This window comes from Providencia hangzhouensis, from assembly GCF_029193595.2.
Classification (GTDB): domain Bacteria; phylum Pseudomonadota; class Gammaproteobacteria; order Enterobacterales; family Enterobacteriaceae; genus Providencia; species Providencia hangzhouensis.
Genome location: NZ_CP135052.1, coordinates 459,847 through 481,477, shown reverse-complemented (window position 1 = coordinate 481,477; position 21,631 = coordinate 459,847). Strand labels below are relative to the sequence as shown.

Here is a 21,631-nt window from a genome sequence, read left to right as displayed (position 1 = left end):
AACGCCCACTTAATAGCGGGCGTTTTAATTCAATACATTTAGCTCTGATGTATTTTCATAAAATACATTACAAGAACATGAAGAACACCATACCGACAATTGCCCCTGTCGTACCAAGGATAGTTTCCATTACCGTCCATGTTTTTAGCGTTTGCGCTTCTGTCGCACCAGTGAATTTTCCATATAACCAGAAACCAGAGTCATTCACGTGGCTTAAGATCAATGAACCGCCAGAAATACAGATAGCTAATGCTGCCAGCTGTGCTCCTGAGTAACCTAACTCACTGATAACAGGTAGCACTAAACCTACCGCTGTTAAACATGCAACCGTTGCAGAACCTTGAATGACACGCACTGCACCCGCTAATACAAAGCAAGCAACAGCAATTGGTAAACCAGCACCAATTAAAGAGTCACCTAGTGCAGGGCCTACACCTGAATCCACTAAAATTTGTTTGAATACGCCACCAGCACCCGTCACAAGTAAAATGATCCCAGCAGGTTGAATCGCTGCGGAACAAATCGCCATGACTTTTTCTTTATCCATACCATAACGGAAACCTAGGCCATAAATCGCCAGTAAACACGCTAACAGTAATGCGGTGAAAGGGTGACCGATAAACTCTAACCAATGCTCAAGGGGGGTTCCTTTTTCAACTAAATGCGTTCCGATTGTTTTTAAACCCACTAATACCAACGGGAAAAGCACTAAACACAAGCTAAATCCAAAGCTTGGCATTTTGCCATGTTCTGTATTTGGCGCTTGATAATCTGCTGGAATATCAATATGAACAAAGTTACTGATAAACTTACCAAATAATGGCCCCGCTAAAATCATACCTGGGATAGCAGCACACAGACCAATTAAAATCATCCAGCCATAGTCTGCCCCCATTTGTGATGCAACGAGCATTGGTGTTGGCCCCGGTAATAAAAACGCTGCCGCAGCGGCTACCCCAGCAAATAATGGAATAGCAAGGCGAACAACGTTATGGCCTGTGCGGTTCGCTACCGCAAACACCACACCAATTAACAAGACAATAGCCACATCAAAGAAGAGTGGTAGCGCACAAATCAGCCCTGCGACACCCACTGCATAGTGAGCATTCTTTTCACCGAATAGGTTAAGTAGCTTATTCGCAATCTGATCTAATGCCCCTGTTTCATGTAAAATTTTACCGAACATTGCCCCAAGAGCGACTACGATAGCAAGAAAACCTAAGGTTCCCGCCATTCCTTTTTGCATGGTTTCCGTGATCTGTTGTACTGGCATACCTGAAAATAAACCGGCACCAATAGAAACAATCATGAGTGCAACAAAAGCATGTAAACGAGCATACATCACTAAAAAAAGCAGTAAAACGACAGAGCCGACTGCCGTCAGCACGAGCGTTAACGTGCTTAATGTTTCTGGGGTATTCATTAGTTATCTCCAGCGACAATCTTACGAATAGTAGAACACGTATTTTCAATCACGTTTTCTAAGGATGGGCGAATATCAACAACCTGCACATCAGGTTCATCCGCGCCAGGTTCTTGTAAGGCATCAAATTGCGATTTCAGCATTTCAGGCTTAAAGAAATGCCCTTTACGTGCTTTCAATCTTTCTTCAATAACAACCGCATCACCTTTTAGGTAAATAAAATAGAGGTTGTGGTTCCCCTCTCTTAAGATATCACGATAGCTTTTTTTCAGTGCAGAGCTAACTACCAGTGATATCTTATTGGTTCTTTGCATTGCAAAAATGGCATTATTTAGTGCGACTAACCAAGGTTTACGGTCGTCATCATTTAATGCATGGCCAGATGCCATTTTTAAAATATTTGATTTAGGGTGAAGAAAGTCACCATCAAGGAAAGCAGCTTGTAGTTGCTGTGCAACACCGGTAGCAACAGCAGACTTACCACTACCCGATACCCCCATTAGTACAAATGTATAGTTTTGTTTTTGGGTATCATTCATAGGAAACTCCTCAGATATTCACTATTGTCCTGGCTTTAGTTAAAAACCGGTTTTTGTTACCGGTAACAAGTTACGGGTAACATTATCATCAGTGCGGATTTATTTGGCAATCAAATTGGTGAAGAAGAAAACAGATCTGTGATGATACTCTCAAACTGACTTCAGAAGAGGCAGGTAAAGAACAAAGCAAAACTCGCAATCAATATAGAAACAAAAAACAAAAAGTATATTTAAACTTTATTACTCCCCTTAAAGCATTCCTCTAAATAGTTCGTGTTGTCGCTAGGCGCCAAGCGAGTCAAGCCCTAGGAGCATACATAAGTATGTGACTAGGGTTGGCGAGTACAGGCAACAACGCGACAGCGCGAAGTATGACGAGGAATAATTAGATACTTTCGCCAGTAAGGACACAAAACCCCACATCAAAATGCGTATCCGTTAGCTTCTTACCCGACATTCTTGCCAACAAGACTTCTGCCGCCTTACGCCCCATTTGGTCTCTTGGCGTCAAAATACTCGCCAGTTTTGGCGTCATCACTTGCCCTACGTCGTGACCATGAAAACCTGAAATAGCAAGGTCTTGTGGAATTTGAATCCCTAAACGTTGACATTCAAAAATAGCCCCTATCGCTAAGTCATCATTGGTACAGAATAAGCCGTCGGTATCTGGGTATTTAGCACGGCAGTCGTGCAGTAGTTGGGCGCCTAGCGAATACGATGAGCTAGCCTGCGTCATCACATTACGTGGTTCAAGATTAGCATCGAGCATTGCCTGCTCATAACCCTTTAAACGAATAAAAGTACGTTCATCATGTCTTGCGCCTAAGTACACAACCTTACGGCAGCCACGCTCAATCATCGCCCGAGTCATTTGGCGAGACGCTTCAAAGTTATCAATACCAACTGCAATATCTAGGCAAGGAGAAACGCTATCCATAATCTCAACAACGGGGATCCCCGCGGTTTTCAACATACGCAGCGTTCGTTCAGTGTGTGTCCGTTCGGCTAAAATCACACCATCAATATTATAAGAAAGTAGTGAAGTCAGCCGCTCTTCTTCTTTTTCGGGCAAATAACCATAGTGAGCGAGCATGGTTTGGTAGCCATGGCGGTCTGTCACGGCTTCAATTCCACGAATCACTTCGGCAAAAACTTGGTTAGTTAATGAAGGAAGCAACACCCCAATAGCATGGCTAGTTGAATTCGATAAAATATCGGGCGCCTTATTTGGAATATACCCGGAAGCCTCCACAGCTTGGGCGATTTTCTCACGTAAAGCTTCTGAAACCTGCTCTGGGTTTCGTAGAAAACGACTTACCGTCATTTTTGTGACGCCAACTTGGTCGGCAACATCCTGTAGAGAAGGTCTTTTTTTCTTCATAAGTTCAAAGCGATATCCAATTCGTTAACGATAACCATGTTCTGCTATCTGTTAATGGATAGCAATCTTTGTTACTGATTTACATCACATAAATGTCGAATTTTCCGAACAATGCGATTTTTATAGTTGACTCTCTATCATGACTCCGCTAATTTTCGCGCTATATAATTATTATTATAACGAATAGATGAAATTAGACTATGGCGATCAATCGTAGGCAGTTCCTTAAATCAAGTGCAGTACTTGCTGCTTTTTACAGTTTGCCGAGCTTCGCACAAACTCGTCCAGCCGTTGAAAAAGCTTTATTTGGTCATCTTCCGACGCCAAAGGATATTCAACGCGTCATCAGCTCAGGCCCCCCTTCTGATCTATTGATGTTCGCATTAGCTCCCGAAAAAATGGTGGGATTTTCCTCAATTTCACTGAAAAAAGGACACAGTGGCCTTTTTGCAGCGCAATGGCTCGAATTACCCGTATATGGTCGTTTAGCAGGTCGAGGCAGTACGCTTTCCTTAGAACAGCTTCTATCCTATAACCCAGATTTAATTATTGATACTGGTAATATTAATGATACCTATCTTTCACAAGCAGAAAAGGTTGCCCAACAAACCCATGTACCTTATTTATTAATGGCTGGAGGGTTAAAAGATGCGCCACAACAGCTTATGCAACTCGGTGAGGTTTTAGGCGTTATCCCACAGGCTCAAAAGTTAGGCCAACTTGCTCAACGCTATATTGATGATGCTGCCTTATTTGCTCATCAAAACCAACAGAAATCACTAAGTTTTTACCTCGCGAGAGGGGCAAAAGGTTTAGAAACCGGCGCTAAAGGCTCAATTCATACTGAAGCCATTGAAATGCTTGGTTTGCGTAATGTAGTTGATATCCCTAACTTCCATGGACTGACAACGGTTTCTATGGAGCAATTATATCAATGGAACCCTGACATCATTATAACGCAATATGACGAAGCCATTGAATTGATCACAAACTCTGCATTATGGAAAGGGCTAGATGCCATTACTAACAACCAGTTACTGGTTTTCAGCGGTATGCCATTTGGCTGGTTAGATGGGCCTCCGGGGGTTAACCGCTTACTCGGCATGAGACGGCTACAGAGCCATTTCGATAAGAGTATTGCCGAAAATATCAAGCATGATATTGCTGAATTTTTTACCCATTTTTACCATTCTCCACTGACTTTAGAGCAGGTTGATTGGCTCATGGAAAAATCATGAATGGTGTATTGAAACAAGGCGGAAAATCCCTTTTATTAATCGCTGTTTTATTAATAAGCTTTATTATCGCCTTAATAAGTGGTAAGTACTCACTTACACTAAATGAGCTTTACCACCTGCTCATTAGTCAGTTACCTTCTCACAGCGAGTTGAGTAATCCGCGGCATGAAACCGTGTTCTGGCAAATACGATTCCCGCGCACATTAGCCGCTATTGTTATTGGTGGAGGACTGGCTATTGCAGGTGCTGCTTATCAGGGAATGTTCCGCAATCCATTGGTTTCACCAGATATTTTAGGGGTTTCAGCGGGTGCTGGCGTGGGGGCTGTTATCGGTATTTTTTTTGGGCAATCATTATTTTACATTCAGCTAAGTGCATTTATTGGTGGCCTAATTACCGTTACTTTAGTGTGCTTTATTGCCCGACTAGCGCGTCAACATGACCCCATTTTATCTTTGGTTCTTGTCGGTGTCGCTATCAGTGCGTTATGTGGTTCAGCAATTTCATTGATGAAAATTCTTGCAGACCCTTACACCCAGTTGCCTTCCATCACGTTTTGGCTATTAGGTGGGTTATCATCAATTACCCAAGCAGATTTAATGTCAGTATTACCTCTGATGGTTATCGGTATTATTCCACTATTATTATTGCGCTGGCGCATGAATTTACTCAGCTTATCCGATGAAGAAGCTAAAAGCCTTGGGATCAATGTCAGTTTAACTCGAGCTACCTTCATTATTTGTGCCACACTGCTCACGGCAAGCGCTGTTTCTATTGCTGGAATTATTGGTTGGATAGGCTTGATTGTGCCACATATTACCCGAATGATAGTGGGTGCTAACTTTCGCTATCAGCTCCCTGCATCACTGGCAATTGGAGCTATTTTATTACTCATTACTGATACCTTAGCACGTACTATCGCCGCGATTGAATTACCCATAGGCATTTTAACCTCTGCAATCGGTGCGCCCTTCTTTTTAGCTATTTTATTGCAGACAAGGCGGGTGAGATGAGCATTGTATCTTTGCAAGAGGTCGCAATTGGTTATCATAGCACAGCTATCATTGATGGCATTAATCTTTCATTACCTAAGGGGGAGATTAGCTGCTTATTAGGTGCAAATGGCTGCGGTAAAACCACCTTAATGAAAACTTTACTGGGGTTATTACCTGCAATTAAAGGCGAGATCCTACTCAATGGGCAAGGAATTCAAACTTTTAAACCACGCGAAATAGCCAAAACTGTCGCCTATGTTCCCCAAGCCCATGATACCCCCTTTACTTTCACTGTAGTCGATATGGTCATGATGGGCTTAACTCCCCATATTTCATTATTTTCAGTCCCTAAAGAGACCGAAAAAAATTTAGCATATCAACAACTAAAGCACCTTGGCATTTCACATTTGGCAACACGGCTATACAGCACGCTTAGTGGCGGAGAAAAACAGTTAGTATTGATAGCAAGGGCTTTAATACAAAAACCATTACTTCTAATTATGGATGAGCCTGCCGCTAGCCTTGATTTTGGTAACCAAATTCGCTTGCTTGAGCAAATTGAAAAGCTTAAATCCCATGGTATGACGATATTGATGTCAACCCATCACCCACAGCATGCCGCAGCCATCGCTGACAATGTCATTTTGCTCGATAAACAGCAAAAAGCCAGACAAGGGTTATCAAAATGTATGTTAACACTTACTAACTTGGCAGCACTTTATAATGTGGATAAACACAGCATTCAATCTCACTTTCAGCTTCCATCAACATTTTCTAGTTAAGGTCAGGGATCATGTTAATTAATCAAATCGATTTTGCAAAAATGTATCAGAAACATATGCAACAAGCCCAACGAAGCCGCAAAGAGCCAGAGCATTGGGATAAAAAAGCACAACAAATGGCGCAAACTTGCGCTAATCCCCATGACCCATACTTAGTGCGCTTTCGTGAATTAATGGATTTGGCAGGCGCTGAAACTTTGCTTGATGTGGGCTGTGGCCCAGGTTCCGTTAGCCTTTGCCTTGCTAATGAATTCAAGGAAACTATAGGTATTGATTATAGCCGCGGCATGCTCGAAATGGCTGAACTGCGGGCGAAAGAATTAAATATTCCCAATGCGCGCTTTGAACAACTGGCATGGGAAGATGACTGGAGTTCATTACCCAAAGTCGATATTTCAGTAGCGTCACGCTCAACACTCGTTGATGATTTAAAAGCAGCCTTACTGAAGCTTAATCGCCAAACAAAATTGCGGGTATACACGACCCATACCATCAACCCAACATTTATTGATGAAAAAATAATTCGCAAAATAGGCCGCGAAGTGGTTCGTTTACCCACCTATATTTATGCAGTGAATATATTGCATCAAATGGGCATCAATGCACGCGTTGATTTTATTAAAAGTCCAAATAAAGGTGGATTTGATAGCTTTGACACTTTCACTGACAGTGTCAATTGGTCCCTTAAAAATATTACACCAGAAGAAACCGCTATCTTACGTCAGTATTATGATGAACAAGCGGCACTAGGCAAAACAATCCCTTATCCATCCAGAGATTGGGCAATGGTCTCTTGGGATGTGGTCGATGAATCGGAACTGATATTATGATTTATGTGCCTGATGCATTAATCGACCAACTACTGCTAGATGATATCCAGTACGGCGACCTTACCACCCGTGCGCTCGGCTTGCAGTCTCAAATGGGGGTGATGACCTTTGCATCCAAATTTGGGGGCTGCATCAGTGGAGTCACCATCGCCAGACGTATGTTAGAGAAACTTGGTATCACTTGTGATTGTCACTTTCAAGATGGCCAACAAGTTGCCCCACAAAGCGTTTTAATTCGTGCTATTGGGCCTATTGAGGCCTTACATCAGGGCTGGAAAGCGGTACAAAACGTACTGGAATGGTGTGGAGGTGTCAGCCACTACACCCAGCAAATGGTAAATATTTTGCATCAATATCAACCTGATGGGCAACTTGCGTGCACGCGAAAAACCATTCCTCATACTAAGCCCCTTGCCTTAACTGCGATTTTGGCTGGGGGCGCTATTATTCACCGAGCAGGTAGTGCAGAAAGTATTTTACTGTTCACCAATCATCGCCAATGCCTTGAAAATCCAAATGATTGGGTGAGTCATATTAAAACACTACGCCAAGCCGCCCCTGAAAAAATGATTATTGTTGAGGCGGATGACTATGAACAAGCCATTCTTGCCATCAATGCGCAAGCCGATATTATTCAGCTAGATAAATTGCCCATTGAACAAATTCAGCGGCTACAAGAACTCACCAAACAACAAAGTCGGCCTTGTCGACTGTCCATTGCAGGTGGAATTAATTTAAAAACAATCGAAGCATTCGCACAAACAGGGGTGCCATTATTGGTTACATCAGCCCCTTACTACGCAGCGCCGCGAGATATTAAAGTACATATTTTTAAGCAGTAACCTAAGTAGTTAGCGTTAAAAAAATCATTTGTAAAAACAGCCTACCTCGTAGGCTGCATTCGCTTATGGTTAATGACGCATATCGTTATATAAAAAATAATATATCGTTATTCATAAAACTGGAAAGACATAATGAAAATAAAACAAATTACCTATTTGGTTGGGATGGCTTTATTCGCAGCACAGGGACAAGCCGCGTCTGACCCTAAAGCAGAAAAAAACACTGATGTGATGTCTGTTTGGAGTACACCATTAGCAGCGGATGCAAATGTCATCACGCAAGAGCAAATGACACAATTGAATAAAACCAACGTTGCACAAGCACTGAGTACAATGCCAGGTGTATCCATTCAAAAATCAGGTAATCGCAACGAAACCCAAGTGAATGTACGTGGATTTGATAGCCGCCAAGTCCCTATCTTTTTTGATGGCATCCCAACTTATGTCCCTTATGATGGCACCCTTGACCTAGGGCGCTTTATGACGAGCGAACTCGCAAGCGTTGAGCTATCAACCGGATATACTTCACTATTACAAGGTCCAAACTTGATGGGGGGAGCGATTAACCTAACCACCGCTACCCCTAAAAAACCTTTTGAGGCCAATATCAGCTTAAACCAAGGTTTCGCTCGTGGCGCAGATAATGCCCACAATATTAGTGCACGCTTAGGTGGCCGCAATGACTTAGGTTTTATTCAAGTCAGTGGTAGCCAATATAAGCAGCGTTTTATGGGGATCCCGAGTTCAGAAAATGATAACCCATTGGCGGGAAATAATGGACGCCGTCCTAACTCTGCAACAGACGATAAACGTATGATGGTGAAAGTGGGCTGGATACCCCGTGAAGCTGACGAGTATGTGGTTACCTATCTAAAGCAAGATGGTGATAAAAACAGCCCGCCGAGTGTAACAAACACCAAACCTCAAATTTGGCAATGGCCAGCTTATGATAAAGAAAGTATTTATTTCAATGGAACAACCCAAATAACCAATGATATCGCGTTACAGAGCCGTCTGTACCACGACACATTTAAGAATACACTCCATCAATATAGGTCTGTTAAAGACTATAAAGACGGTATCTATAACTACAGCCGCTATGATGACTACAGTAATGGGGCTGACATGCGTGTTGACTTCACCGTGCGTGAATTAGATATGCTGTCATTTGCCGCACACTGGAAAGAAGACGTTCACCGCGCACGTGCAAAGAGAGATGTCCCATTCGACCGCTATAAAGATAATACCTATTCTATTGCTACAGAATATCAATGGGTTGCGATAGATAATCTCGATATTATCGCTGGTATTGGCTACGATTGGCGCAAAAGTGCCGACGGCAAACGTTATGATTACAAATCAGGAGATTTTGAAAAATATGATGGTAATAGCCAACATGCATTCAACTGGGAAATGATGGCTCGTTACCATTTAGAAAATGAAGATACCGTACAGTTCTCGGTATCAGAAAGAAGCCGTTTCCCAACACAGAAAGAACGCTATACCAAAGAAAAAATGAAAAGTGATGATACCTTTATCATTAATCCTCATATTGATACAGAACGAGCCCTAACTTACGATTTGACCTATAAAGGTCATATCTCCCCAGTTTGGTCATATACATCAAGTATTTATTACAACCATGTCTCTGATGCGATTATGGCCCATCGTGTTGGTACTAATAAAAATGGGGGATACGTGCTTGAAAACCGCAATAGTGGCAAAGTTGACTACTTTGGGATTGATTTAGGGACTAACGGACAAATCACTGATTGGATGGAAACTGGTTTAAGCTACGGATATATTCACGCTGATCCTAAGCACTACAGTGTAAAACACGTTGCCGAATTACCTACCCACAAAGCCTTTGCTTGGGTGAAATTCACGCCATACGATCCATTTAGCATTACCATTACCGAAGAAGCAAGAAGTTGGGCATTTAATTATGTTGATGCAGAAAGCAAAGTACGTGGCTATGCTAAAACTGACCTGCGCTTAGATTATGATTTTGGCCAAGGTATTTCTGTTAACACCTCAGTGAACAACTTATTTGATAAATCCTATGAATACACTAATGGTTATATTGAAGAAGGCCGTAACTATTGGTTAGGTATTGAATATAAATATTAATCCTTAATATATTAGGCGAAGATTAATTTCTTCGCCTAATAAAGTGTAAACTTTACAAAATTAACTTCTGTCTCTCATAAAATAACAAAGGCATTAATTTAAGTGCAAATACCTAGGATTATTCCCACAAAAGAACATCCATAGGTAAGAATGGATTTATTTAGATTAATATATTTTTTTAACAACAAATATGTAGGCAATATGAATTAAATCACCTAAAAATTATTTTAATACAGTTTTTAAACCCAACCAAGGTATCAATTCAATAAATTTGCTAATTAATTACAAAAAAGCTCATCGCATAAAACTTGCAGTAAATTGAATCCCTATTTAAACTATAACAACAAGAAGTTAAATAATAATATTTATTCAGCCTATTTATTAAAATTGGCTGTTATTACTTTTAGATTTTCTATTCGTTATTTTAATTAGAGAGCAGACGGCATCTATGAACGAGTCACATGACTACACTATTGACGAAAAATATATTTTCGAAAAAAACACAAGCTTAATATACTCAAAAGATGATAAAAATCAATTTATTGAATTATCTAAACCTGCTGCTAGATTATTCGATGAGATTATCTCATTAAATTTAAAAAAAGGACTCGCAACACGAGATGAACTTTTAACGAATGTATGGGAAGAATATGGCCTTGTTGGTTCTAATAATAATTTAAATACTTACATTAGTGAAATAAGAAAAAAATTAGAGCAGGTCAGTATTGATCCTAAGTGTATTGTTACAGTACCCAAAAAAGGATTTCGTCTTGATAGTCATATCGTTATACACGTAAAATCTGACGAACAAAATAATGAAGTTAGTCCCCTTCATATAAGTAAGCATGGCTATATCGAAAATTCAGAGTTATCTCAAAAACTCCCTGATAACACAGTATCAGAAAACTTATCACTTGATGAAAATACCAATAACTCGGAATTATTAACTGGAGAAGACAATAGTAGCAATATCAATACGACACTCGCGATTAAAAATAAAAACAAAAAAACATTAAACAAAAAAACTTTAAAAATATTGCTATTAGCTATTTCAACAATAGCGATATGCTATTTAATTAATTTATTTTTTTGGTATTATATGGCTAAGGAAAATCCAACGAGTGACTACCTGTCAGTCAGTTCACGTGAAAAATGTATCATACAAGCACCGGTTAATATGCTAGCTAAAGTTTCTAGCGATAATATCAATCTAATACATAGCAAGCTGGATAAATATAATATTCGATGTGATGAACCCAAAAGAATCATTCTTTTGTCAGACTTAAATCAAGCTTATTCCATTGATAAAAATATATCTCTCAGCATTTGTAGCAGCATTAACATTAAACATGATTGCATATCGATTAATGATCAGAGAATTTGAATGAAAAAATATATTGCCGTATCGTTATTTTTAATCGCAACCGCATCAACCGCATCCTTTGTTATCAATAAAAATAATCACAATGTTCAAATCTGCCATTCTGAAATATTATGGATTAAAGATAATAATACACAGAATGGGTTGAGCTTGAAATCAAAGATTAATTTACAAATTTCAACAAAAAATTATGGTCGCATGAATATGTATGGCTACTTAAAAGATGATAAAAAAATCTACCGGCTTAATAGAGCAATTTATTTTAATTACTTAGCGATTGACCACAATGGTAACTATGTTGTTACCTTTAAATCTTCATCAGTAACCAATTCAGATAATATACCTGAGAAGCTATTTTCTAATTTCATTCAATTAGAAAAAGATAAAATCAAGTACTATATTAATATAACTAAAATGAGTGATAATCTTTATATTATCAAAGATGAATCTTCTTCTGCTTTTACATGCCAACTCCAATAAAAAAAAAGCCTACCAACAATTACGCTTAAGTAGGCAAAACCGTCAACATGGGAAACTAGTAATTTCAAATTCGATTCTTAAAAATAAAAAACAATTAAAATTAAATAGATAACATATTAAAAACCAAACATTGCAACTTGTGAAACACCATTTTGATCAATCATCCCGCGAAACATACCTTTAGTATTAAATTGCATAACAAAATTGCCCTTATTATCTACAGCGATAATACCTCCAGTGCCTCCCATATCTTTCACTGAATTCAAAGTATTCATTGTGGCTTCAGCCAATGGCGTATTGCCGTATTTTATTTGAGCAACAACATCATAAGCAGCAACACCTCGGATAAAGACCTCACCTAAACCAGTTGTAGAAATTGCAACTGTATTATTATCCGCATATGTTCCAGCTCCAATAATGGGTGAATCACCAATTCGGCCATAATGTTTATTAGTACTGCCACCTGTAGAGGTTGCTGCGGCAACATTTCCGCGGCTATCAACGGCAACAGCACCCACAGTGCCATACTTATAATCAAACATTAGCGGGTCTATAAATAGCGAGGCGTTAATTCCCTTTTCTTGATCGAGTTTCCGGCTGATCTCTTTCACTTTCTTTAATTGTTCGCTGCGTTTTTCAGTAATAAAATAGGATTCATCAACAATATCTAACCCTTCTGATTTCGCAAATTGTTCAGCTCCGGTTCCTCCCATCATCACATAAGGGGTTTTAGTCATCACTTTATAGGCGGCCATGATAGGGTTTTTTACATTCGATACACCCGCTACGGCGCCAGCTTTGCGATCGCGACCATCCATGATAGAAGCATCTAATTCCACTTTATTATCTGTAGTTAAAGAAGCCCCTTTACCTGCGTTATATAGCGGAGAGTCTTCCATTACGATCACAGCCGCTTGAACGGCATCTATACTATCGCCACCTTGAGCTAAAATGGAATATCCTGCCTGTAATGCTTCCTTTAATTTCTCTTCATGCTCTTTTTGTAATTCAAGAGTGAGTAAACGTTCTGTAATATCCCCTGCTCCGCCATGGATGACAAGACGAAAGTTAGTATCGGATTTTGAAAAGGCTAGAGATGAGAAAAAAAACAAAAAATAAAGAATAAAAAATAAAAAGGTAGATAGTTTTTCTTTCTCGTAATCCTTCAGTTTATACATTATATCTTGCATTTGGATCTCTCAGTAATACATAGGATTACATTATTAAACAAATCAAGTTACTCCTAGCCCTAAATACTATAACATTACCTGTAAATTACAGTGTGGATGTATTTTTAGGCAATTCTAATACTAATTCATCCAACACACTCCATGTAATCGTATTTACATCACGGATTTTGCTATCTGAAATGAATATTTGCTCTGATAGTGGCTTAATTGGCTTAAATAATTCTTTGTAATCAACGGATACTCCATTAACAGCCAAACTTTCAAAGGACATATAAATTGGTGAATTATTTTTAACTATAATATTATTTCCTTCTCGCCTAAAGGAAATCTTTTTTTGCTCATTTTCTATGGTTAAATTAGCAAATTGCTTAGGCCTATAATAAACTTTAAAGTGAAGGACTTGAATAGTATTTACATCAATACTACTATTATTTTCTCGCATGTTTTTGTCTAATGGAGGGATAGCTCTATATTTTACAATATAAACCGTTTCCCTATCTTTCGCTAATTTATCACTATCACCAATAAACATAACTCGCCAAGTATAAGAGTTGCCAGCTTCCAGCTTATGAAGTGGAGGAGTGACCATAAAAGGAATATTTATATTATTTTCTTTTATATCAAGACCACTACCTTCATCTAATAATTCAACAGATGATTGCATTAAATAAGGTGTTTTATCTGTATCATTCAAAATTCTAAATGACACACTTTTCTCACCTTCAATAAATGTTGTTCTTTGGTAGGGAAAAACTAATGTTCTATTCTCCCCCCAAGATACGCTTATAAAACCAAAAAATAAAGATAAAAATAATGGAACTAACCCTAGTGAACGGAAAAACATTTTATCACCCAATTTTTCTTAATAAAATAATTCCACTGATATTGCTAAACTTTAGTATATATAGATACTTCAACACGTGCTCTATACTTTCCTATCTCTGTATTCGGATTTAAGCAAATAGCCCACTTAATATTTAGATCTTGAACTACATTAGAAACAGAGTTTAACCCTAATAAGGTTTCTTCTTGGTTAGCAAAATTCAATAAGCCCGCTTTTCCTTCGTCCTTACAAGTTAAGCTTCCGCTACTACCAGCTGCATATGGTAATGCTAACAGATATGGCGTATTAGAGGTTATGTTTCCACCAGTTCGGTCGAACCATAACTTATGTTGGTTAGCTGAATCCACAGTTCCTTCACGAGCGATCGCAGAAATGTAAATTGGTTTATTATCTGCTGTACATTTATATTTAAAACTGGATTGTCTGAAAAACTCAGTTTCTCTACCAGCAATAATAGTAAAATTGTCTTGGCTAACATCAGAAATACTACAAACCCTTACAACGTTCAAGCTAGTTGAAATTTGTAATGTACTAACACCATCTTGATCATTATCTTGACCATAAGAGCCAACATATAATGGAATTCCACTATATGAGTAACGGCCAGGTTGTATAGGCACAGGTGCATACATTTGCATTGGACCTGCTATATATACACTAACATTCCTTTTTGAATTATAACCACCAGGAGCTCTTGTCCCATCCGGTGGTGTGTAACAAAGCTTCCACTGACGGTTGCCTTTAGTACTTCTATCCACCAAATTAGGTACATCTTCGAATACTACACCACTATAGCTTTCTTTAACGAATCCTGATGAACCTATATTGTTATTTCCTGAAAGTTTTACAGAAAAACCTAAACTAGGAACAATATAGGCATAAGCGCCGCTAGCATGAGTAAGTTTTATTCCAACTTTATTGACTCCAGGAACTTTCTGCAGGGCTGCAGTTGCATTCGGCCCCCCTTCCACAATAGGCTCATCAACACAAGATGTACTGCGAGGTGAAATAGAAAAAATCGCAAAATCCGGTGATGTCCACGCTTGAGTTTTGGACCCATAAATATAGTTATAGGTTGTAGAAGTTCGACCAGACAGCCTACCTTCGACTAAGTAGGGATCCGTTGCTGCCTTCGGGTGCTCTAAGTCAATAATACCTTCTAATGTTAATGTCATTGTACCGCCGTTCTGAGCTGCTATCATCGATTTCATTGGAAAGAATGAAATCAGTGATATCAACAATATTAACGGTGAATTAATTGACTTATTTTTAATAAAAAATTTCATAGCCCCTCTTAAAATTTTAATAAGGTAAGAGTCCGGTATAACAAATTATTGGCAATTAATAGAGATAGTACGGATTGCCTGTCCTTTACTTATATTAATGCTGCCTAAGTTAGAGAATGACGCTAAACATTGTTGGTTGCTATTTGCACCCCAACGAATTTGCAATTTACCAGAATCAGGTAACCCACTCATAAATAACTGATTATTATCGCCAACAATACCTGTATTTTCTTCGGTTGCATTTTCTTCAATTAACGATGCTACAGCCCCAAACGGCAGCACAGTACCATTCGACATTTTTAAGTTGATAACAGCTTGATATCCAACTTTAGTATCAAATTTAACTTTAACAATTGCCCCTGCTGCGGGATAAACCGTTTTACTGGTTTCTCTAAGAAGAACATCATTAGGTAGTGTGTTGACATCCATATTTATAACATTTGCGTTATAAGGAGATATATAAGGATACAATGCATAACCTCGATTATTAACCTCTACATCTTGGTTACTTACCTTAGTACCAGCTGCACCTTCAGCTTCAATGATCGCCATACTATCCCCCATAGTACGCCCGAATAGAACACCACCCGAATGTAATAATAGGCCGCCATTGACACTTGCGTTCATTGATTGACTATTCTTAGAATAGCTATATGCAGAGGAAATATTACCCGAGGAACCTGAATAACCAGCACTTAAAGAACCACTATTCCCGACGCCTTTATTCCCATACCCTTGCGTAATACCATAATAAATTTTATTATCTAACAAGTTACCTGAAATTCCTGCTTGCTGATCAATATAGCCGTCATTATTCTGGCTAAATGAATAAGTACTATATATATCCTTCGCTAACACATTGTTAGTAAATATGCTGAACGGTATGCTGACATTTACTGATACCATTCTATTTTCAGGCCAAGATGTATTATCTTTTATCCTATCTATGCTGTATGTAATACCATAGTTTATTTTGTTATAAGTTCCGTTATATCCCATCACCATCTGACGAACTTCACGGTTGATTTCCCAGTAATCAGAGATGCTTCCTGATAAGAAAACACTACCATATTCTCCCAATCTTTGCGTTATAGAAGTGGTAAAACTCGCTCTCTGACGTTGGTTAATCCAAGGCGCAACCCCATCCTTCAACTTATAGTCATAGTTATTGAAATCAGCAAAACTAAAATAAGATCGAGTAGAATAGCGTAAAGCTGTTAAATCGATAGAAGTCCCTGTCGACATCATACTTTTCGAATAACGAACACGGTATGATTGTCCAGCGCGGTCTCCTAAATCGCCATCCATATTAGCCGTAGCATGGGTAATATCCATAGATAAAGCACCAAAAGTGCCTAGTGATACACCTAAGCCAGCTACTGCTGAAAAATAATTATCCGCAAATAATAGGCCACCATATAATGTACTATTTGTAGGTAGACCATAAATTAAAGATCCTAAAAAGAAATCAGATCGTTTAGAATCAACGGTATACCCACCATCATAGCGACCAACACTGGTCTCATACTTATAGCCACCAGGTCTAAGCATCACAGGTAATGAGGAATACGCAACTGTGAAAGTTTTCTCAGTTCCATCTTCTTCCTTGACCGTAACATCTAAGTTACCCGCGTTACCTGAAGAATATATATCTTTAATTCTAAAGGCTCCAGGTGACACATATGTTTGATAAACAACATAGCCATTTTGTCTAATAGTAACCTGCGCATTAGACTGAGCAATACCTGCAACTTCAGGAGCAAAGCCTCGTTGGCTATTAGGAAGCATTGCCTCATCACTTGATATTTTAATTCCTTTGAATGGAATAGAATCAAAAACATCACTACCTGTAGATATTTCACCAACCATCATTGTAGATTTAATGGAGTGAAGGGCTCTCATTATATATGTATTAGTAAAGTCAGTAGATGATTCAGTATCGCCATTACTCTTAGAATAAGAGTAACTCATATTGGATCTCAGTCTCCAAGGACCTAAATTTAAGCCACTATTCAATGTTCCAAATAAACTATCACTTTTATTTGTTCCAGACGATGAATCTGTTTTATTTTTATTACCACTAATGAAGTAATTCAAAAATAATGCAGAAACACCAGTATCTAACATTGATGGATCAATATATCCTTGAACTTTATTGTCCATGTATATTTGAGGGACAGTGACTATTAATTTTAACTTACTAACATCAACTCTTACTGTTGCGTCTTTAATGTAGTCATTAAGTGATAATATTTTAACATCTGGAGATAAATTATTAAGCCCCGGCAGTGCTTTTACATTAACCCCCCAATTTTCCAAGATTGTCTTATCAAATTCAGGTACAACAAGACCTTTTGAGTTTGCAACAAAATTAACATCTTGTTCGGATAGTATGTTTCTATTTATTTCGATCTGTAAGCGATAAACACCTGCCGGAATAGTATTGGATGAATTAAATTGAGATAAATCTAACTGGCTAGCATCAATTCCTAGCTGACTTTCAAGCATGCTCGGATCAAAATAATCGTCACCATATGAATACAGAGATAAGCTTATCAATGAAGATAGCAAACCAAGTTTTAATATTTTGTTTTCCATTCCTCTAGCCTTAGATTATCTTTACATTCAAAATATGCAAGCGCTGAAAAATCATTATATGTTATTTAATAAATATAAAAGAAATTTCAATTAATTCTAAACACTTCAGTTCCAGCACCATTATCATCAAGAAAACGCCAACTTGCTACATTTATACTTTCATTAGTATTTTCTAATTTATAATAACTAAATGGTGAAACTAAAATGGAATCATTATAGTTCTTACCATTCATATTAAAATCAACAATTGTCATATAATAAGGGGTTGGATTATGAAATTGCCACCTTCCATCCTTATTTTTTAACTTTACCTGTTCAAAATTATTCTTATTTGGCTCAGGTATACCATTAGGCCGATAATATAATTTAATAATTATAGCTGTTACAAAAACTATTTCAGGCGTATCCCCTTCCTCTAATTTCTTGCTAGTCGGTGGAATACCCCTTACTTTCAAATAGAATCCTGATTCTCTATCTTTAGGTAGCTTAGAAACATTATCAGGATATATCCTAACTGCATGTTCTGTTTTACTTTTAATTTTGAATAAAGGAGGGCTAATTATAAAACTATCAGCATTCTTCTCATCCTTTATATCTAATAATAACATTTGAATTAATAAAGGGCTTTCACCCTCATTACGGATACTAACAACCTTATTCTTATCTGAATCTGTGAAAATAACTCTACTTTGGCCTAAAGATAATCCTCCAGCATGAAGGGTAAAGTGCCAAGCTAGTATTATTGTTAATATCAACCGTATCATCACATTTACCTATTTAATCTGCATAATATGACAATGTTAGTGTTGCTTTAAATGCCCCAATATTTTGATCTATCGAGCAATCAGCAACTTGGTTCTTACACATGACATAAGCATAAAATGTTTTAGTTACATTTTGAGTTTTAATATTCGACCATAAAACATTATTAGTTTCTGTAATAAAATCTGCAGATGATTGATTTGCATTATCATTTGCAGAGATTCTTACAGCAAACGTTTTTCCTGGATTATCTAAAAAACCATCATTTATTGTGTAGTTGCCAGTTAATTTAATATAGTTATTATCAAAGCTATTAGTTTTACAGTTACTGATTACAACATCAAAAGCTTTCTTAATCTTTCCACTAGATGCATCCGCCCCAAACTTAGATAAAGGCACATTTCCAAAATCAACAATATTCTTTTTACCACTATCACTAGTGACAGCAATATCACAGGTATTTTTAGGCACAGTTAAATCAAACGTAAAATCGTGTGTACCTGGTACTAAAGCTGTTGAAGAATAAGAAAAAAACATCACGTAAAAAGCCAATGTAACTCTACAACATATTTTATTTAGAGGCTTCACAGTCAATACCACCTATTAATTCTTATGGTTGAAGTAATACTATATCAACAGAGGCAACTAGTTCTCCAGGTATTGGCTGAGTAGTTCCAAGCTGGACAACATTTACTTCAAAATGATTCTCTAATTGGCTATTAGCTGTAACATCAAAACTAATTTCACCGCCAGCATTGAGGTTTACGACTTTACAATTGAGCTTATTCTCATCACAGTTTTTTAAAACAAACGCAGCTCCAGTAATATTATTAGTTGGATATATTTTATTACTATTATCAACTAAAGTTCCTATCCCAGGCGTTATTTTCATTTTAAATGGTGCTGGACCATCAGATAGATTAAAATCAGTGCAACTATATTTTAAAGAAAAGGGTTTCACATAGGTTTCATCGTCAACATTCGGTTTAATTTGAGGTGTTAATAATGGTTTATCAAATTTAACCGTCATCGATTCATATGATACTTCACACGTTCCTTTAGATACATTGCCGATAACTTCAATATCTAAAGCTGAAACTCTTCCAATAAAGAAACACATGCCTATTACAATATAAATAGCACTTAAAATAAATGCCTTTATTTTGTTACTAATTGATTTTTCCACTAAAAGATTCCTCGCCACCTAAGTCATTAATAACTGTCCATTTAACTATACCATTACGGCTATTTGCCGGAGTTATATAACTGAAAGAGTCAAAAGGAGAAATCATTGTATTACGCTTTTTCATATTTAAATCAATTTTAACACCATTAACACTGAGCTTATTTAAAGAAATATAGTATGGTGAATTATTATTAATAATAATACCTGTACTACTAGAGCTTACCTCTAAGTTTTTATATGCGTCATATGGTGAGATAGATAATTTTGAAGGTCGGTAAAAAACCTTAATAATATTATTATAACCAATATTCATTGCAGATCCTTCTAAAGGACCATCAGTAGCAGGTATCATAGTAGCAGAGAAATAAAAAACACTCTCTCTATCTGTTGGTAATGAATTCGGTTGAGCAAAAATCCTAATATCTTGCGTTGCCCCTGAGTTGATTTTAATTAATGGAGGTGTAACTGAAAAAGGCGTTTTTGATGCTGAACCATCATTATTCATGCTTACCGAAAATTTTGCTAAATAATTAATATTTGTATTATTTCGAGCGCCAACCGATACACTACTTTCACCTTGGACATATATTATTCGGGTCGCATTTAAACCAACACCACCTGCAGCGTAAACGTTAGTAGTAGTAATTAATGAAAACAGTAGAATTAAAGCTCTATAACAATCATTAACTACTTTTTTTCTTAAAAACGATTCTTTTGCTTTCATTACTTAGTCCAATCATTAAAAACAATATTAAGAGGCTTTTTAATTAAAAAGCCTCTTTACTCGTATTAACTAATATTATTAGTTATAAGATACAGTAAATGTTACTGGTACGGATAATTTATCAGTAGGTACACCAGTTTTGGTAAGAATCAGATTAGCTTTCATAGGAATGACAGCACCACCATCTTTAGCAACTTTAGGGTCGATAACCACTACTGCATCTGCGTTAGGAGTAATATTAACTGCACCAGAAGCTAATTTAACTGCTAAAGCTTTAGATTCTTGGTTAGCAAACAGTGCTGGGAAACCAGCTGCTGCTTGACCTTGAGCGAATACGTTCATTGAAGTATCAGCTGCGTCAGCAGAACAGTTAGACAGAACTAAATCAAAAGATTTTTCATCACCTAAAACTGCATTTGGTGCTAAAGCATCAGTTACATCTTTAGTGAAAGTTCCCCAGTCAACAACAGAACCTGTAGTAGTTGAAGACACATCACAAGATTGAGCACGTAATTGGGCTTTGAATGTTACTTCCGCACCTTTCTTACCATCTGCAGCTAATGCAGAACCTGCTACCATAGAACCTGCTAATACTGCTAAAACCGCTAATTTTTTGTTGAATAACATATGTAAATACCTCTGTATTTATGTCGTCATGTAAGTAGTTAAAGACACAATTTTTATTAAAAACCAAGTTCACAATAATTGTTTACAAATACCTATGCCATTTTCATGAGCCTGGATAACTAACTGTCAACCTATTTAATTAAGTCAACATTGGGGGATATTAAAATCCGTTCAATACCCTTTTTTAAAACCAAATTATTGAACTGGTTTTAAAAAAAGACTATTTCTGTATCGCCGAAAATGAGAGACCAACATCAATATAGAAATAGTAAAATGGACAAAAATAAAATATATGAAAGTTTAATCAGCTATTATTGCAACTTGAATTCTGTATGAATAAAACCTAATTGTCTTTAAAAGCATTCCACACTTTTAATTCATCTCAAATTCACA

The 21,631-nt window shown here is 37.5% G+C and carries 20 protein-coding genes; 8 read left to right on the top strand and 12 right to left on the bottom strand.

The genetic code is table 11. The annotated features are described in order from the left end of the window. Positions 1 to 67 precede the first annotated feature (67 nt). The 3 genes from gntU to gntR form a co-directional block, all read right to left on the bottom strand. The gene (gene gntU, locus PZ638_RS02110; protein ID WP_004261235.1) at positions 68 to 1,423 is read right to left on the bottom strand and encodes a gluconate transporter; all 1,356 of its coding nucleotides are present in this window, start codon (positions 1,421 to 1,423) and stop codon (positions 68 to 70) included. Further along, positions 1,423 to 1,962: a gluconokinase gene (gene gntK / locus PZ638_RS02105; protein ID WP_094962846.1), complete on the bottom strand. Its 540-nt coding sequence runs from the start codon at positions 1,960 to 1,962 to the stop codon at positions 1,423 to 1,425. The genes gntU and gntK overlap by 1 nt, the downstream gene beginning before the upstream one ends. 385 nt (positions 1,963 to 2,347) lie before the next feature. After that, a complete protein-coding gene (gene gntR, locus PZ638_RS02100; RefSeq protein ID WP_180312329.1) occupies positions 2,348 to 3,343 on the bottom strand; it encodes a gluconate operon transcriptional repressor GntR in 996 nt (331 codons plus the stop codon). A 200-nt stretch (positions 3,344 to 3,543) separates the two neighbouring features. On the opposite strand from gntR, the gene PZ638_RS02095 reads away from it, so the two are divergent. From PZ638_RS02095 to PZ638_RS02060, 8 genes are all read left to right on the top strand, one after another. Further along, on the top strand, positions 3,544 to 4,581 hold the full coding sequence (locus tag PZ638_RS02095; protein ID WP_004261244.1) for an ABC transporter substrate-binding protein: 1,038 nt from the start codon (positions 3,544 to 3,546) through the stop codon (positions 4,579 to 4,581). Further along, on the top strand, positions 4,578 to 5,594 hold the full coding sequence (locus tag PZ638_RS02090; RefSeq protein ID WP_164454921.1) for a FecCD family ABC transporter permease: 1,017 nt from the start codon (positions 4,578 to 4,580) through the stop codon (positions 5,592 to 5,594). The genes PZ638_RS02095 and PZ638_RS02090 overlap by 4 nt, the downstream gene beginning before the upstream one ends. Continuing rightward, positions 5,591 to 6,358, top strand: coding sequence for an ABC transporter ATP-binding protein (locus tag PZ638_RS02085; RefSeq protein ID WP_144139582.1), 768 nt, complete (start codon positions 5,591 to 5,593; stop codon positions 6,356 to 6,358). Before PZ638_RS02090 ends, PZ638_RS02085 begins: the two co-directional genes overlap by 4 nt. A gap of 11 nt (positions 6,359 to 6,369) precedes the next feature. After that, on the top strand, positions 6,370 to 7,188 hold the full coding sequence (locus PZ638_RS02080) for a class I SAM-dependent methyltransferase (protein ID WP_144139585.1): 819 nt from the start codon (positions 6,370 to 6,372) through the stop codon (positions 7,186 to 7,188). After that, entirely contained in the window at positions 7,185 to 8,030 is an 846-nt protein-coding gene (gene modD, locus PZ638_RS02075) for a ModD protein (RefSeq protein ID WP_094962850.1), read from the top strand. The genes PZ638_RS02080 and modD overlap by 4 nt, the downstream gene beginning before the upstream one ends. 132 nt (positions 8,031 to 8,162) lie before the next feature. Beyond that, a complete protein-coding gene (locus tag PZ638_RS02070; protein WP_144139587.1) occupies positions 8,163 to 10,160 on the top strand; it encodes a TonB-dependent receptor plug domain-containing protein in 1,998 nt (665 codons plus the stop codon). Positions 10,161 to 10,608: 448 nt separating this feature from the next. Then, positions 10,609 to 11,544, top strand: coding sequence for a winged helix-turn-helix domain-containing protein (locus PZ638_RS02065; RefSeq protein ID WP_144141512.1), 936 nt, complete (start codon positions 10,609 to 10,611; stop codon positions 11,542 to 11,544). Next, a complete protein-coding gene (locus PZ638_RS02060; RefSeq protein WP_094962853.1) occupies positions 11,545 to 12,021 on the top strand; it encodes a FidL-like protein in 477 nt (158 codons plus the stop codon). Positions 12,022 to 12,137: 116 nt separating this feature from the next. Here PZ638_RS02060 and PZ638_RS02055 read toward each other — a convergent pair whose 3' ends face one another. The 9 genes from PZ638_RS02055 to PZ638_RS02015 all read right to left on the bottom strand — a co-directional run bounded on the left by PZ638_RS02055 (position 12,138) and on the right by PZ638_RS02015 (position 21,238). Next, positions 12,138 to 13,211 carry an isoaspartyl peptidase/L-asparaginase family protein gene (locus PZ638_RS02055; RefSeq protein WP_206277865.1) on the bottom strand — a complete coding sequence of 358 codons (1,074 nt, stop codon included), beginning with the start codon at positions 13,209 to 13,211 and terminating at the stop codon, positions 12,138 to 12,140. An 85-nt stretch (positions 13,212 to 13,296) separates the two neighbouring features. Continuing rightward, complete coding sequence (locus PZ638_RS02050) at positions 13,297 to 14,055, bottom strand: fimbrial biogenesis chaperone (RefSeq protein WP_112307375.1); 759 nt, start codon at positions 14,053 to 14,055, stop codon at positions 13,297 to 13,299. A gap of 44 nt (positions 14,056 to 14,099) precedes the next feature. Then, a complete protein-coding gene (locus PZ638_RS02045; RefSeq protein ID WP_094962855.1) occupies positions 14,100 to 15,341 on the bottom strand; it encodes a hypothetical protein in 1,242 nt (413 codons plus the stop codon). A 45-nt stretch (positions 15,342 to 15,386) separates the two neighbouring features. After that, complete coding sequence (locus tag PZ638_RS02040) at positions 15,387 to 17,939, bottom strand: fimbria/pilus outer membrane usher protein (protein ID WP_004261281.1); 2,553 nt, start codon at positions 17,937 to 17,939, stop codon at positions 15,387 to 15,389. 86 nt (positions 17,940 to 18,025) lie between these two features. Beyond that, complete coding sequence (locus tag PZ638_RS02035; RefSeq protein ID WP_144141517.1) at positions 18,026 to 18,703, bottom strand: fimbrial biogenesis chaperone; 678 nt, start codon at positions 18,701 to 18,703, stop codon at positions 18,026 to 18,028. A 13-nt stretch (positions 18,704 to 18,716) separates the two neighbouring features. Beyond that, complete coding sequence (locus PZ638_RS02030) at positions 18,717 to 19,289, bottom strand: fimbrial protein (protein WP_136135415.1); 573 nt, start codon at positions 19,287 to 19,289, stop codon at positions 18,717 to 18,719. A gap of 22 nt (positions 19,290 to 19,311) precedes the next feature. Further along, the gene (locus tag PZ638_RS02025; protein ID WP_112307371.1) at positions 19,312 to 19,887 is read right to left on the bottom strand and encodes a fimbrial protein; all 576 of its coding nucleotides are present in this window, start codon (positions 19,885 to 19,887) and stop codon (positions 19,312 to 19,314) included. Then, the gene (locus PZ638_RS02020; protein ID WP_004261304.1) at positions 19,871 to 20,611 is read right to left on the bottom strand and encodes a fimbrial biogenesis chaperone; all 741 of its coding nucleotides are present in this window, start codon (positions 20,609 to 20,611) and stop codon (positions 19,871 to 19,873) included. Before PZ638_RS02020 ends, PZ638_RS02025 begins: the two co-directional genes overlap by 17 nt. 78 nt (positions 20,612 to 20,689) lie before the next feature. Continuing rightward, positions 20,690 to 21,238, bottom strand: coding sequence for a fimbrial protein (locus tag PZ638_RS02015; protein WP_094962859.1), 549 nt, complete (start codon positions 21,236 to 21,238; stop codon positions 20,690 to 20,692). Between the last annotated feature and the right edge of the window lie 393 nt (positions 21,239 to 21,631).